Raw genomic sequence first — 13558 nt, forward strand, 5'->3', positions numbered from 1 at the left:
CTGGCATTATTGAGCGCAACGACAAAATCGAGGCGCCCAACCCCTCAAGCCGTCTTCTGCGTCACCAGTCCCAACTCCTCCACCATCGCCTCGCGCATCAAGAACTTCTGCGGCTTGCCGGTCACCGTCATCGGCAATTCGCTGCGGAAGCGGATGTGGCGGGGGATCTTGTAGTGGGCGATCTGGCCGGCGCAGAAGTTCTTGATCTCCTGCTCGGTGGCGATCTGGCCGGGCTTGAGAACGATCCAGGCGCAGAGTTCCTCGCCGTATTTGGCGTCGGGAATGCCGAACACCTGCACTTCCCTGACCTTGGGATGGCGGTAGAGGAATTCCTCGACCTCTCTGGGATAGACGTTCTCGCCGCCGCGAATGACCATGTCCTTGACCCGACCGACGATGTTGCAATAGCCCTCGGCATCGATGGTGGCGAGGTCGCCGGTGTGCATCCAGCCGTCGGTGTCTATCGCCTCGCGGGTCTTCTCCTCGTCGTCCCAGTAGCCCTTCATCACCGAATAGCCGCGGGTGCAGAGCTCACCCGGCGCGCCGACGGCGACGGTGGCGCCATCGGCATCGACCGCCTTGACCTCGACATGCGGGTGGATGCGCCCGACCGTCGAGACGCGCTTTTCCAGCGGGTCGTCGACGCCGCTCTGGAACGAGACCGGGCTGGTCTCGGTCATGCCATAGGCGATGGTCACCTGTTCCATATGCATCAGCGACACCACCTTCTTCATCACCTCGATCGGGCAGGGCGAGCCGGCCATGATGCCGGTGCGCAGGCTGGTGAGATCGAAAGACTGGAAGTCCGGATGATCGAGCAGGGCTACGAACATGGTCGGCACGCCATAGAGACCGGTGCAGCGCTCCTGCGCCACCGCCTTCAGCGTGGCGCCGGGGTCGAACCCCTCGCCCGGGAATACCATGGTGGCGCCCTTCGACACGCAGCCCATCGTGCCCATCGACATGCCGAAGCAGTGATAGAGCGGCACCGGGATGCAGAGCCGGTCGTCGACGGTCAGTTTGATCGCCGAGGTGACGAAATTGCCGTTGTTGACGATGTTGTTGTGGGTCAGCGTCGCGCCCTTGGGCGCGCCCGTGGTGCCTGAGGTGAACTGGATGTTGATGGCGTCGCCGGGCTTCAACCCCTCGGAAATGCGGTCGAGGCTGTCATGCTCGTCGCGGCCGGCCATGGCCAGCACATCACCGAAATTGAACATGCCGGGCGAGTTTTCGTCACCCATGCGGATGACGATCTTCAGATCAGGCAGTTTTTGCGCCTTGAGCTTGCCCGGCGTGGCCTTCGCAATCTCCGGCGCCAGCGTCTCGATCATGCCGAGATAATCGGAGGTCTTGAATTTGGCCGCCGTGACCAACGCCTTGCAGCCGACCTTGTTCAAAGCGTATTCGAGTTCGGTCAGCCGGTAGGCGGGGTTGATGTTGACCAGGATCAGGCCGATGCGGGCGGTGGCGAATTGCGTCACCAGCCATTCCCAGCGGTTGGGCGACCAGATGCCGACGCGGTCGCCTTTTTCGAGGCCCAGTGCCAGGAAGCCGGCGGCCAGAGCGTCGACGGTGTCCGACAGTTCGCTCCAGGTGAAGCGCTTGTCTTGGTCGACGAAGACGGCGGCGTCTTGCGTGGCATATTTGCTGGCTGTGTCGGAAAACAGCGCGGGAATTGTCTTGTTGAGCAGCGGCACGCCGCGCTCGCCTGAGACATGCGCCTTGCCGTCGACGGGTGCCACGAAGGTGCCGCCATTGCGCGCTCCGCGTCCGCGCAGATTGGTGGCGTTCTTCAGCTCGTCGAGATTGACTGGCATCGCTCTCTCCTCCCGGGATCGGCCGAGCCTATCAGCCTGCCGGGATGGAGGAAATCCCGCCGATGGTACTGGAAGGCCTAGGGGGCCTCCATCCCGGGTCCACTCTTCTGCTCTGCCCGAGGGCAATCGCATATGGCAGCGCCACCCTCTCCGTCTCGGCTTCGCCGAGCCACCTCTCCCCACGTCCGTGGGGGCGAGGAACTCAAGCTTTCAAAGGGCGCAACCCCGACAGTTGGCGTTTCCTCGCTCCCATGAAATGGGGGAGAGGTGGATCGGGCGAAGCCCGAGACGGAGAGGGGGATAGCGCCGCCGTTAGGCGATTATGGAAGCCATCTTCGCAGCGATATCGCGCACGAGCGCCTCATCCGCGGCGGAACGATCTTTCCTCGACGCCACAAGACAGGCCTGCGAGCGCAGGACGAGGCCATCGCCCAGCACCTTGAGATGATTGGCGCGCAGCGTCGAGCCTGACGTGGTGATGTCGACGATGACATCGGCCAGCCCGGCCGCCGGCGCGCCTTCGGTGGCACCGAGACTTTCGACGATGCGATAGACCTGGATGCCATGCTTCTGCGAGAAGAATTGCTGGGTCAGCCGCCAGTATTTGGTGGCAATGCGCAGCCGCCGGCCATGGCGCTGGCGAAAATCGGCGGCGACGTCGTCGAGATCGGCCATGGTGTCGACATCGAGCCAGATGTCGGGCACGGCCACCACGACATCGGCATGGCCGAAGCCGAGATGGGCAATGATTTCAGCGCGCGTTTCCCAGTCGGCGAGGTTCTCGCGCACCAGGTCTTCGCCGGTGATGCCGAGATCGACCGCACCCTGGCCGATCTCGCCAGCAATCTCGGAAGCCGACAGGAACACCACTTCGACATTGTCCAGGCCTTCGACGCGGGCGTGGTACTTGCGCTCGTCGCCGGGCAGGCTGACGGCGAACCCGGCCTTGGCCAGCACTTCCAGCGCCTGTTCCTTCAGCCGGCCTTTCGACGGAACCGCCAGCGTGATCATGGCGCCGTCTCCCGCAATGCCTCGATACGGTCGAGCCAGACGGAAAAGCCAACGCCGGGGATCGGCGTTTTCGCGCCGAGCAAGGTCAGCAGCCGGTCATAGCGGCCGCCACCGGCCAGCGGCCGGTCGCCATTGTCGGCCGCGATTTCGAAAACCAGGCCGGTGTAGTAGTCGAGCGGGCGGCCGAAGGCGGCGTCGTAGCGGATTTTTCCAGCCGGAAGGCCGTGCGTCTCGATCGCCCTGGCGCGGGCAGCGAACTTCTCCAGCGCGGTATCGAGCGAAAGCCCGGCACCGGTGGCGAAGGTCGCCAGCGCCTGGGCCGCACCATCAAGCGGAACGTCGATTGCCAGAAAACTTTTCAGCGCGGAAAAAGCCTCGTTCGACAGCCGCACGCTGCGCAATTCGGCTTTCTCGATCAGCCGCCGGGCAATATCGGATGGCGAACGCCCGGCGGAGGCCGACAGGCCCGCCTCTTCCATGCCGCCGGCGATGTGGGCGGAAAGACCGTCCAGGTCGCCGTCAAGGACGAGAGCGGCCACCGGGCCGGAGAGCTGGCTGTTGCGCGGCGGGTTGGCAAGATCGGCGAGTGCCACCTCAAGCATCGGTGCCGAGCCGAAGGCGCGGGCAAGGCGCATGCGCCAGCCGCGCGGCAGGCCAAGGGCGGCCAGCACAGCCTCGAAAATGGTCTGGTCGCCGAGCGTGATCGCCAGTGCCTGACCAGGCAGCACCAGCGACAGCAGCGCGTGCGCGTCGGCCAGCGAGCGAGCATCGGCTTCAGCCGTATCGCGGTCGCCGAGATCCTCGATGCCGGCCTGGAAGAACTCATTGCCGCCTTCGCGGTGCTGGCGAAACACCTCGCCGAGGTAGGAATAGCGGCGCGGCGTGCCGGCCTGCGAACTTATGTGATCAAGGCAGACCGGAATGGTGAATTCCGGCCGCAGGCACAATGTCTGGCCGGTCTCGCTTTCGGTGAGGAAGATGCGGCGGCGCAAATCCTCGCCGGCCATGTCGAGGAAGGGGTCGGCCGGCTGCAGTACGGCAACCTCGACCGCATGCGTGTTGCGGGTGGCGAAGAGGTTGATGATGTCGACTGATATTGCGGGGTAGCGGGAGGTCAATTTGGCCTCCGTATCGAACGACCCACTGGTTTGAGATCAGCGGGTCGACTTAAGGTCGGCGCTCTACGGCGCCCCCCTCTGTCCTGCCGGACATCTCCCCCACGAGGGGGGAGATTGGATGTCGCGACGGATTTCGCCAATCGCCTACGCTGCAAGAAAAGCGAGGCAGATGAAACGGCCAATCTCCCCCTCGTGGGGGAGATGTCCGGCAGGACAGAGGGGGCGCGACAGAACGCGGCCTCTACTTGCCACGCGCCCTCTCCTCAGCCTGCGCCGCCAGGATCTTCCTCACCTCGGCGACCAGCTCGCCCTCCGCCACGGTCACCTGCGCCGGGCGGGCGGCGCGCCATTCGGCGTTGTCGGTGATCTCGGCCGACATGCGCGCGCCTTCGATCAGGTCCTTGATCTGCAGCTCGCCCTTGGCGCGTTCATCGCCGCCCTGGATGATGGCGACCGGGCAGCCGCGCCGGTCGGCATATTTGAGCTGCGCCTTCATGCCGGCGCCGCCGAGATACATTTCCGAGCGGATGCCGGCGGCACGCAGTTCCGACACCATCTTCTGGTAGCGGCCGAGGCTGTCGGTGTCCCTGTCCATCACCAGCACGACGACCGGCGCGATCACGTCCGTGCTGTCGAGCTTGCCAAGATTCTTCAGTGCGGTCATCAACCGGGAGACGCCTATGGAAAAGCCGGTCGCCGGCACCGGCTCGCCGCGAAAGCGCGAGACCAGTCCGTCATAGCGGCCGCCGCCACCGACCGAGCCGAAACGCACGATCTGGCCGTCCTCATTGGGGATCTCGGCCAGCAGCTCGGCCTCGAAGACCGGGCCGGTGTAATATTCGAGGCCACGCACGACCGAGCGGTCCATGGCAATACGGTCCTCGCCATATCCTGCCGCCCGGACCAGGGCTTCAATCGTCGTAAGTTCTCCAACGCCTTCCTGATAGGTCGCGTTCGAATTGACCATGGAATCCTGGCCGGCCTGTATGGTCCTCGCTGTCGCGAGAAGAACCGCCTCGGCTTGCCCGTTGTTCAACCCGGCGCCCTTGGCGAAGTCGCCCTCGCCTTCCTTGCCGCCATCCCAGCGCCCCGGGCCGAGCAAAAGCTTCACACCTTCCGGCCCGAGCTTGTCGAGCTTGTCTATCGCCCGCAGCACCGTCAGCCGGCGGCCGGCATTCTCCTCGCCGCCAAGGCCGATCGCCTCCAGCACGCCGTCGAGAACCTTGCGGTTGTTGACGCGGATGACGTAGTCGCCGCGCTTGATGCCGAGCGCTTCCATGACGTCGGCCATCATCATGGCCATCTCGGCGTCGGCGGCCACGCCCGGCGTGCCGATCGTGTCGGCATCGAACTGCATGAACTGGCGGAAGCGGCCGGGGCCTGGCTTCTCGTTGCGGAACACCCAGCCGGAGCGATAGCTGCGATAGGGTTTGGGCAGGCGCTCGTAATTCTCGGCGACAAAGCGCGCCGTCGGCGCGGTCAAATCATAGCGCAGCGACAGCCATTGGTCGTCGTCATCCTGGAAGGAGAAGACGCCTTCGTTCGGCCGGTCCTGGTCGGGCAGGAATTTTCCGAGCGCATCGGTGTATTCGATCAGCGGTTGGTCGGCCGGTTCGAAACCGTAAAGCTCATAGACCGAGCGGATCGTCGCCATCATCTTCTCGACGGCGCGGATGTCTTCAGCGCTGCGGTCGGCAAAACCGCGCGGCAGTCGCGCTTTCGTCTTTTCCGATTTGTCGGCCATGAGCTGGGGTCTTTTTGTTGGATAAATGCGGACTTGTTTCGAGTGCGCGTGTCCTAGCCGAAGCGGCTTGGTGCGGCAAGGGTTGGCAAGCCTTCTGCCCATGGGGACAGTTCCGGTAAGGCTGCGCCGCCCCTCATCCGCCTGCCGGCACCTTCTCCCCGTATAGTGACGGGGAGAAGGGAGTTGTCGCAACCCTCGGCGCCCTCTCAGCAACGCTCGATATTGGCGAAATCATCGATGGAGGCGTCCTTCTCCCCGTCACTATACGGGGAGAAGTGCCCGGCAGGGCGATGAGGGGCAGCGCAAAGCGATGAAGGTATCGGCCCCTATCAAGGCCGCCAGTTGAGCCCCCCTGCAACAAAACCGCACCGAAAATGAAACAATCCCGCCATGGGCGCGGCATCGTGCCGACACAATCGCAGCCGATAAACGCGCCGAAACGGGGGGTTCGCGGCCATGACCAGCAGAGCAAGATTTCATGCCATCGACAGCGATGCCGAATTGCCCGCACGCTTGCGCCCGGCCGACATCCACGCTCCGAAAATGGTCAGCCAGGCTGCCGGCCCGTTCGAAGTACCCGCCGACACCGGCAAGGGACCTTCCATGCGCGACGCGTTGATAACCGGCCTGCTGGTGATCTACCCGACCGTGGCCACGGTGGTGGCGATCGTCGCCGGCTTGGTGCTGGCCAGCGCCAACGGCACCTGAAGCTCCCACCACCCGCGCCTTCGGCGCGACCTCCCCGCAAGGGGGAGGTAGGGAGCCCTACTTCGGCCTTTTGAAGGCCTTCCGCTGCTTCTCGACCTCTTTGCGGCAGACGCAGCCCTCGAGGTGGTCGTTGACCAGACCCATCGCCTGCATGAAGGCGTAGACCGTGGTGGGCCCGACGAAGCTCCAGCCGCGCTTCTTCAACTCCTTCGAAATCCGCACCGAGATCGCCGTGGTCGGGTTGGCGCGCAGATGGACGAGATCGACGATCACCGGCCGCTCGTCCTTGCCGGGTTCGAACTTCCAGAACCAGGCGGCCAGCGAGCCGAACTCATCGGCCATCTCGCGGGCGCGCTTGGCGTTGTTGATGGTCGAGACGATCTTGCCGCGATGGCGGATGATGCCGGCATTGCCGAGCAGGCGCTCGACATCCTTGTCGGTGAAAGCGGCGACCTTGTCGAATTCGAAATTGGCGAAGGCTTCGCGAAAATTCTCCCGCTTGCGCAGGATGGTCAGCCACGACAGGCCCGACTGAAAGCCTTCGAGGCAGATCTTTTCGAACAGCCTGCGGTCATCGGCGACAGGCCGGCCCCATTCATGATCGTGATAGTGCAGATAGTCGGGCAGATTGCCGTGCCAGAAGCAGCGCGCGACACCGTCGGGACCGGCGAGCAGACCGGTGTTTTCCTTGTCCATAAGCCAAGATCCGTTCGTTAATGCGCTTTTGCGCTGTATTTACTGCGGCTTTACCAGATTCCTGAACCCGGCGGTAACCACACCAAAAGGTTTACCGACACTTGCGCATTTTACGCATTCCGATTCATGTTTCGGTTGCTGCTTGCGCGCCAATGATCGCCGAACCGGGCGGGCGTTTCCACCCGTTTTGTGTTCGACGATCAAGGTGCGTTCCGATGAAGACAGTTCTGTTTCCCGTGCTCGGCGCGGTGGCTGTGTTTGCCGCCGGCGTCACGCCCTCCACAGCCGGCGACCGCTATGCCGACAGGCCTCCGGTGATGGTGAGCCCCGACCTTTCCGCACCCTGGGTGCTGCAGCTTGGCCATGCGCCCGGCATCGTCCGGCAGAATCGCCAGGTCGTGCAGCAGCCGCGCCTGCGCACCGCGCAACCGGCGCAGCCCGACCGGGTGCAGACGGCGGGCGTGCAGGCGCCGGCCAAGCGCATGGTCATGCGTCCGCAGATCAACCCGATCTACCTGCCGCAGGAAGTCGCCTATGACGGCGCGCAGAAGCCGGGCACGATCGTCATCGACACCACGCAGAATTTCCTCTTCCTGGTCGAGAAGAACGGCAAAGCGCGGCGCTATGGCGTCGGCACCGGCAAACCCGGCTTCGAGTGGTCGGGCACGCACAAGATCACCAACAAGCGCGAATGGCCGGACTGGCGCCCGCCGGCGGAAATGATCAAGCGCGAAGCCGCCAAGGGCCGCTATTTGCCGACCTATCTGGCCGGCGGCATGGAGAACCCGCTTGGCGCGCGTGCGCTCTATCTCGGCACGACAGAGTACCGCATCCACGGCACCAACCAGCCGTGGACGATCGGCGGCGCGGTGTCCTCTGGCTGCATCCGCATGCGCAATGAGGACGTCGTCGACCTCTATGAACGCGTCAATGTCGGAACCACGGTCGAGGTGATATAATAGTTCTTGCGAATCACTTGGCCGGCAAAGCAATCCGCTTTTCGAGGCCAGTTTAGGGATACGGGGGACGGGCCGTATGGGGATGCGGCCGGTCAGGAAGGGCAGCACGGGAAACCGCGCTGCCCTTTCCGTTTTCGAGTAAAATTGGCCTGACAGCAGGCAAGGCTGCGCCCGAACGTCGCGCCGAGGGCATGGCGGTTCGCTTTCATGCTGCCCTTCGCCGAATTCTTTTGCTATCTCGGCGGCACGTACCAGCCAGAGAGTCCATTCATGCCCCTGTCCGATGACAGCCGCTATCTCAGAGGCGGCCCGGTCGCCCAGCGCATCATCGCCGCCGTGCGCGAGGATGCCGCGATAGCCAAAGCCGAGGGTTTTCCACCCAAGCTGATCTCGATCACCGTCGGCGACACCGATGCGGTGGACGTCTATGTGCGCAACCAGCGCGCCAAGGCGCAGCTCGCCGGCATCGATTTCGAGGAACGGCGCTTTCCCGCCACCATCACGTCAGGCGAACTGGAAGCAGCGATCCACGGCCTGAACGCCGATCCGCGCGTCACCGGCATCATCATCCAGCGGCCGGTGCCCGTAAACATCCCGATCAGGATGCTGCAGGCGGCGGTGCATCCGCTGAAGGATGTCGAAGGCATGCATCCGGCCTCGATCGGCAACATCGTCTACAATCAGCTCGACCTCGCGCCTTGCACGGCGGCCGCCTCGGTCGAGCTGCTCAAGGAGACCGGCCTCGACCTCAAGGGGCTGGAAGTCGTCATCGTCGGCCATTCGGAAATCGTCGGCAAGCCGATCGCCTTCCTGTTGATGAGCGAAGGCGCGACGGTCACGGTCTGCCACCACATGACCCGATCGGTCGCCGCCCATGCGCGGCGCGCCGACGCGCTGTTCGTTGCCGTCGGCAAGCCGCGGCTGATCAAGGCCGACATGGTCAAGCCGGGCGCTGCCGTCATCGACATTGGCATCAATTCCGAGATCGGCCCTGACGGCTCCAGCCGTATCGTCGGCGACGTCGACACCGAAAGCGTGCGCGAGGTTGCATCCTGGATCACGCCGGTGCCGGGCGGCGTCGGCCCGATCACGGTCGCCATCCTGCTGCGCAACACGATGGTGGCGCTCAGCCGACAGCGCGCGCTTTATGAGGCGACCTACGGCACAGCCGACAGGCTCGCGGCGGAGTAGCGCCGGGCCGGGCGCCCTATTCCGCTGCGATCGGGCTCTCCAGAACACCTTCCGGCTTTGGCCCGCCATAGGCCCAGTCGAGCAGCTTGATCGTGTGCACCACCGGCAGCTTCGCTGCCGAGGCGATCTGCGTGATGCAGCCGATGTTGCCGGTGGCAACGATCGACGCACCCGTCGCCTCGATGTTTTTCACCTTGCGGTCGCGCAGCTTTGCCGAAATCTCGGACTGCAGGATGTTGTAGGTGCCGGCGGAGCCGCAGCAGAGATGGCCCTCGCGCGGTTCGCGCACGATGAAGCCGGCCTTGGCCAGCAACTCCTTCGGCTGGCGAATGATCTTCTGGCCGTGCTGCATCGAGCAGGCCGAGTGATAGGCGACCACCGTGCCAGGTTTGCGCACCGGTTCGGGCAGATCGAAGGTCGAGAGATATTCGGTGATGTCCTTGGCCAGTGCCGAGACGCGCGCGGCCTTGTCGGCATAGGCCGGGTCCAGTCGCAGCATGAAACCGTAGTCCTTGATCGTCGTGCCGCAGCCGGACGCGGTGATGACGATGGCATCGAGCCCCGCTTGGTCGATGGCGCGCGTCCAGGCGTCGACATTCTGCCTGGCAGAGGCAAGGGCGGCTTCCTCGCGCCCCATGTGATGGACCAGCGCACCGCAGCAGCCTTCGCCCGGCGGCACCACAACCTCGACGCCGAGCCGCGTCAGCAGTGAAATCGTCGTCTCGTTGATGGCGGGATCGAGCACCGATTGCGCGCAGCCGGTGAGGATGGCGACACGGCCTTTTTTCGTCCCCTGCCCGGCATGGATGCCAGTTGAAGCCATCGGTGAGGCTGTGGGGATCGAGGCCGGGGCGAGTTTGAGCATCGCACTGAGCGGTTTCAGCGCCGGGACCTTGTCGAACAGGCCAATGAACGGCTTGCCCAGCTTCGCCAGTCTGAGTGCCGCGCGAAAGCGCTGGGGATAGGGCAGCACGAAGGCCAGCATGGCGCGGGTCAGGCGGTCGAGCAGCGGCCGCGTGTAGGTCTCCTGGATATGGGCACGCGCATGGTCGACAAGATGCATGTAGTTGACGCCTGACGGGCACGTCGTCATGCAGGCGAGGCACGACAGGCACCGATCGATATGGGTGACGATTTCCTTGTCGGCCGGACGGCCGTTCTCCAGCATGTCCTTGATCAGGTAGATGCGCCCGCGCGGTGAATCGAGCTCGTTGCCGAGCGTCACATAGGTCGGGCAGGTGGCGGTGCAGAAGCCGCAATGCACGCATTTGCGCAGGATCTTTTCCGACTCCGCGACATGCGGATCGGCAAGCTGGGCAAGCGAAAAATTGGTCTGCATCGCGTTGGATCCTAGGCCATTCGGCCGGGATTGAGGATGTTCTTGGGGTCGAATTCCTGCTTCAGGCGCGCCGCCAATGCGGCCAGGGCGGGCGACTGCGGCTCGAACACCGGCAAGGCGGCGCGATGGGAGGGTGCCGCGCGCACCAGCGTCGCATGGCCGCCGCCATGTTTTCTCAACAGCCCGCGCAGCAGAGCGGCTTCCGGGTCGCCCTCTTCCATGCGCAGCCATACCAGCCCGCCCTGCCAGTCATAGAAGGCGCTGACGGCGGCTTGCATGCGCAGCGTCAGAACCATCTGGTGGCCTTCTCCCGGTGTCATCGACACCCGCCAGACCGGTTTCTCGCTGTTGTCGGCGAAGGGCTTGCAATCGCGCACATCGCGCCAGATCAGCCGTGAGGCTTCGCCGGCAATCTCCTCCAGCGGCCCGGCATTGCCGAGCAGCGTTTTCAGCGCGGCGATGCGGTAGGCGACCGACGGGCCGAAACCTTCGACACGCAGCAGCGTGGCGGCCTCGTTGCCGAGACTGCCGCCGGCGACGCGCCCAGCGATCCGCTCCGGCAGATGGGCGGCACTCGACACTTCAGCACTCGAACCGAGCGCCATGGCCATGGCGGCGGCAGCCGCATCGTCGAGCAGGCCACGGATGGCGAGCGTGACTTCGGTTTCGGCGGCGGGCAGCACTTTGAAGGTGACGTCGGTGAACACGACCAGCGTGCCCCAGCTGTTGGCCATCAGCTTGGACATGTCATAGCCGGTGACGTTCTTGACCACGCGGCCGCCCGACTTGAAGGCCTCGCCACGCCCGGACACCACATTGATGCCCAGAATATGATCGCGCGCAGCACCCGCCTTCAGCCGGCGCGGGCCGGAGAGGTTCGCGGCGAGCACACCGCCGAGCGTGCCTTTTCCCGGCTCGCCGCCAAGCAGCGGGCCGTAGTCCATCGGCTCGAAGGCAAGTTGCTGGCCGTTTTCCGCCAACAGCTTCTCAATGTCGGCCAGCGGCGTGCCGGCCTTGGCCGACAGCACCAGTTCAGCCGGTTCGTAAAGCGTGACGCCGGTGAGCCTCGACAGGTCGAGCGTGTGTTCGGTTTGCAGCGGGCGACCAATGCCGCGCTTCGAACCATGGCCGAGGATTTCCAGCGGCGAGCCTTCCGCCACGGCCCAGGCGACGGTGGACAGGACTTCTTCCGACGTGGTTGGGGTGAAGGTGGTCATGGGATCGACGCACCGTCGGCGAATGCGGAGACGTCGTGATCCTTCACGCCCCCCTCTGTCCTGCCGGACATCTCCCCCACAAGGGGGGAGATTGGCAGTTCCGGCAGCCGCGCCTCTCTTGCAACGCTGGAGATTGGCGAAAGCCGAGACTGCGCCCAATCTCCCCCTTGTGGGGGAGATGTCCGGCAGGACAGAGGGGGGCGCGAAGGAACGCCGACATGCCGACTTCTGACGTCATCAAAACCTCGGAATGTCCGGGAACGGCAGCTTGCCGCCCGAAATGTGCATGCGCCCAAGCTCGGCGCAGCGGCGCAGTTGCGGGAAGACTTTTCCCGGGTTGAGCAGATGGTTGGGATCGAAGGCGCATTTGACGCGCATCTGCTGGTCGAGGTCGACCTGGGTGAACATTTCCGGCATCAGGTCGCGTTTTTCCACGCCCACCCCGTGCTCGCCGGTGAGCACGCCGCCGACCTTGACGCAGAGCCGCAATATGTCGGCGCCGAAGCTTTCGGCCTTGTCGAGTTCGCCCGGCACGTTGGCATCGTAGAGGATCAGCGGATGCAGATTGCCGTCGCCGGCATGAAAGACATTGGCGACGCCGAGGCCGTATTTCTCCGACAGCTCGCGCATGCCTGCGAGCACACGCGGCAGTTCCTTGCGCGGGATGGTGCCGTCCATGCAGTAATAGTCGGGCGAGATGCGGCCGACCGCTGGGAATGCCGCCTTGCGGCCGGCCCAGAAACCCAGCCGCTCCTGCTCCGACTGCGATATGCGGCAGGTGGTCGAGCCGTTCTTGTAGGCGATCGCCTCGACGAGACCGATCAGATGATCGACCTCGACGCCCGGCCCGTCGAGCTCGACGATCAGCAGCGCCTCGACATCGAGGGGATAGCCGGCATGGACGAAATCTTCCGCCGCGTGGATTGCCGGCCGATCCATCATCTCCATGCCGCCCGGAATGATGCCGGCGCCGATGATGTCGGCGACGCACTGGCCGCCCTGCTCGCTGGTCGGAAAGCCGATCAGCAGCGCGCGTGCCGTCTCAGGCTTCTTCAGGATGCGCACGGTGACCTCGGTGACGACGCCGAGCAGGCCTTCGGAACCGGTCATGACGCCGAGCAAGTCATAACCTTCCGCATCGAGGTGGCTGCCGCCCAACCGCACCACTTCACCGTTCATCAGCACCATTTCGATGCCCAGTACATTGTTGGCGGTGAGGCCATATTTCAGGCAGTGCACGCCACCGGAATTTTCCGCGACATTGCCGCCGATCGAGCAGGCGATCTGGGAGGATGGATCGGGGGCGTAGTAGAAGCCCTCCTGCTCGACGGCGGTGGTGATGCCGAGATTGGTGACGCCCGGCTGGGCGACGACGACGCGATTGGGAAAGTCGATCGCAAGGATGCGGTTGAAGCGGCTCATGACCAGCAGCACCGCGTCCTCGAGCGGCAGCGCACCGCCTGACAGCGAGGTGCCGGAGCCGCGCGGCACGACGCGGATGTTGCGGTCGTTGCAGTATTTCAGCACGCGCGAAACCTGCGCCACCGTTTGCGGCAGCACGACAACCAGCGGCAGCTGCCGATAGGCGGTCAGGCCATCGCTCTCGAAGGCACGCATGGAATTGGCGGCGTCGACGACGCCCTCGCCCGGCACGATGATGCGCATGTCGGCGACAATCTCGTCGCGCCGGCGCATTGTGGCGTCGTCTGGTTTCGGCATGGCCAGGCCGGACATCAGCAGCCTCGTTTCGCATCACTG

The 13558-nt window shown here is 64.5% G+C and carries 11 protein-coding genes; 3 read left to right on the top strand and 8 right to left on the bottom strand.

The window, feature by feature from the left end:
* Positions 1-44: 44 nt before the first annotated feature.
* The 4 genes from HB777_22625 to HB777_22640 all read right to left on the bottom strand — a co-directional run bounded on the left by HB777_22625 (position 45) and on the right by HB777_22640 (position 5690).
* Positions 45-1817: an AMP-binding protein gene (locus HB777_22625; protein ID QND66431.1), complete on the bottom strand. Its 1773-nt coding sequence runs from the start codon at positions 1815-1817 to the stop codon at positions 45-47.
* Positions 1818-2129: 312 nt separating this feature from the next.
* Positions 2130-2828: an ATP phosphoribosyltransferase gene (locus HB777_22630; GenBank protein ID QND66432.1), complete on the bottom strand. Its 699-nt coding sequence runs from the start codon at positions 2826-2828 to the stop codon at positions 2130-2132.
* Positions 2825-3946, bottom strand: a complete 1122-nt coding sequence (locus tag HB777_22635) for an ATP phosphoribosyltransferase regulatory subunit (protein QND66433.1) — start codon at positions 3944-3946, stop codon at positions 2825-2827. The genes HB777_22630 and HB777_22635 overlap by 4 nt, the downstream gene beginning before the upstream one ends.
* A 241-nt stretch (positions 3947-4187) precedes the next feature.
* Positions 4188-5690, bottom strand: a complete 1503-nt coding sequence (locus HB777_22640; GenBank protein ID QND66434.1) for a histidine--tRNA ligase — start codon at positions 5688-5690, stop codon at positions 4188-4190.
* A gap of 456 nt (positions 5691-6146) precedes the next feature.
* Between HB777_22640 and HB777_22645 the strand changes: the two genes are divergently transcribed.
* Positions 6147-6398, top strand: coding sequence for a hypothetical protein (locus HB777_22645; GenBank protein ID QND66435.1), 252 nt, complete (start codon positions 6147-6149; stop codon positions 6396-6398).
* A 57-nt stretch (positions 6399-6455) separates the two neighbouring features.
* Here HB777_22645 and HB777_22650 read toward each other — a convergent pair whose 3' ends face one another.
* The gene (locus tag HB777_22650) at positions 6456-7094 is read right to left on the bottom strand and encodes a DNA-3-methyladenine glycosylase I (protein ID QND66436.1); all 639 of its coding nucleotides are present in this window, start codon (positions 7092-7094) and stop codon (positions 6456-6458) included.
* 215 nt (positions 7095-7309) lie between these two features.
* On the opposite strand from HB777_22650, the gene HB777_22655 reads away from it, so the two are divergent.
* Entirely contained in the window at positions 7310-8053 is a 744-nt protein-coding gene (locus tag HB777_22655) for a L,D-transpeptidase (protein ID QND66437.1), read from the top strand.
* Positions 8054-8323: 270 nt separating this feature from the next.
* Entirely contained in the window at positions 8324-9244 is a 921-nt protein-coding gene (locus HB777_22660; protein ID QND66438.1) for a bifunctional 5,10-methylenetetrahydrofolate dehydrogenase/5,10-methenyltetrahydrofolate cyclohydrolase, read from the top strand.
* Positions 9245-9260: 16 nt separating this feature from the next.
* Here HB777_22660 and glcF read toward each other — a convergent pair whose 3' ends face one another.
* The 3 genes from glcF to HB777_22675 form a co-directional block, all read right to left on the bottom strand.
* Positions 9261-10583 carry a glycolate oxidase subunit GlcF gene (gene glcF, locus HB777_22665; GenBank protein QND66439.1) on the bottom strand — a complete coding sequence of 441 codons (1323 nt, stop codon included), beginning with the start codon at positions 10581-10583 and terminating at the stop codon, positions 9261-9263.
* Positions 10584-10594: 11 nt separating this feature from the next.
* Entirely contained in the window at positions 10595-11800 is a 1206-nt protein-coding gene (glcE, locus tag HB777_22670) for a glycolate oxidase subunit GlcE (GenBank protein QND66440.1), read from the bottom strand.
* 237 nt (positions 11801-12037) lie between these two features.
* Positions 12038-13534: an FAD-binding protein gene (locus HB777_22675; protein QND66441.1), complete on the bottom strand. Its 1497-nt coding sequence runs from the start codon at positions 13532-13534 to the stop codon at positions 12038-12040.
* Positions 13535-13558: the final 24 nt, after the last annotated feature.

Source organism: Mesorhizobium loti (genome assembly GCA_014189435.1).
Taxonomy (GTDB): Bacteria; Pseudomonadota; Alphaproteobacteria; order Rhizobiales; family Rhizobiaceae; genus Mesorhizobium; species Mesorhizobium loti_G.

What these genes read in the sequence shown, in the direction of transcription:
- HB777_22675 (QND66441.1), bottom strand. Translation starts at nt 13,534, where the DNA reads ATGTCCGGCCTGGCCATGCCGAAACCAGACGACGCCACAATGCGCCGG.
- HB777_22645 (QND66435.1), top strand. Translation starts at nt 6,147, where the DNA reads ATGACCAGCAGAGCAAGATTTCATGCCATCGACAGCGATGCCGAATTG.
- HB777_22650 (QND66436.1), bottom strand. Translation starts at nt 7,094, where the DNA reads ATGGACAAGGAAAACACCGGTCTGCTCGCCGGTCCCGACGGTGTCGCG.
- HB777_22640 (QND66434.1), bottom strand. Translation starts at nt 5,690, where the DNA reads ATGGCCGACAAATCGGAAAAGACGAAAGCGCGACTGCCGCGCGGTTTT.
- glcE (QND66440.1), bottom strand. Translation starts at nt 11,800, where the DNA reads ATGACCACCTTCACCCCAACCACGTCGGAAGAAGTCCTGTCCACCGTC.
- glcF (QND66439.1), bottom strand. Translation starts at nt 10,583, where the DNA reads ATGCAGACCAATTTTTCGCTTGCCCAGCTTGCCGATCCGCATGTCGCG.
- HB777_22655 (QND66437.1), top strand. Translation starts at nt 7,310, where the DNA reads ATGAAGACAGTTCTGTTTCCCGTGCTCGGCGCGGTGGCTGTGTTTGCC.
- HB777_22625 (QND66431.1), bottom strand. Translation starts at nt 1,817, where the DNA reads ATGCCAGTCAATCTCGACGAGCTGAAGAACGCCACCAATCTGCGCGGA.
- HB777_22660 (QND66438.1), top strand. Translation starts at nt 8,324, where the DNA reads ATGCCCCTGTCCGATGACAGCCGCTATCTCAGAGGCGGCCCGGTCGCC.
- HB777_22630 (QND66432.1), bottom strand. Translation starts at nt 2,828, where the DNA reads ATGATCACGCTGGCGGTTCCGTCGAAAGGCCGGCTGAAGGAACAGGCG.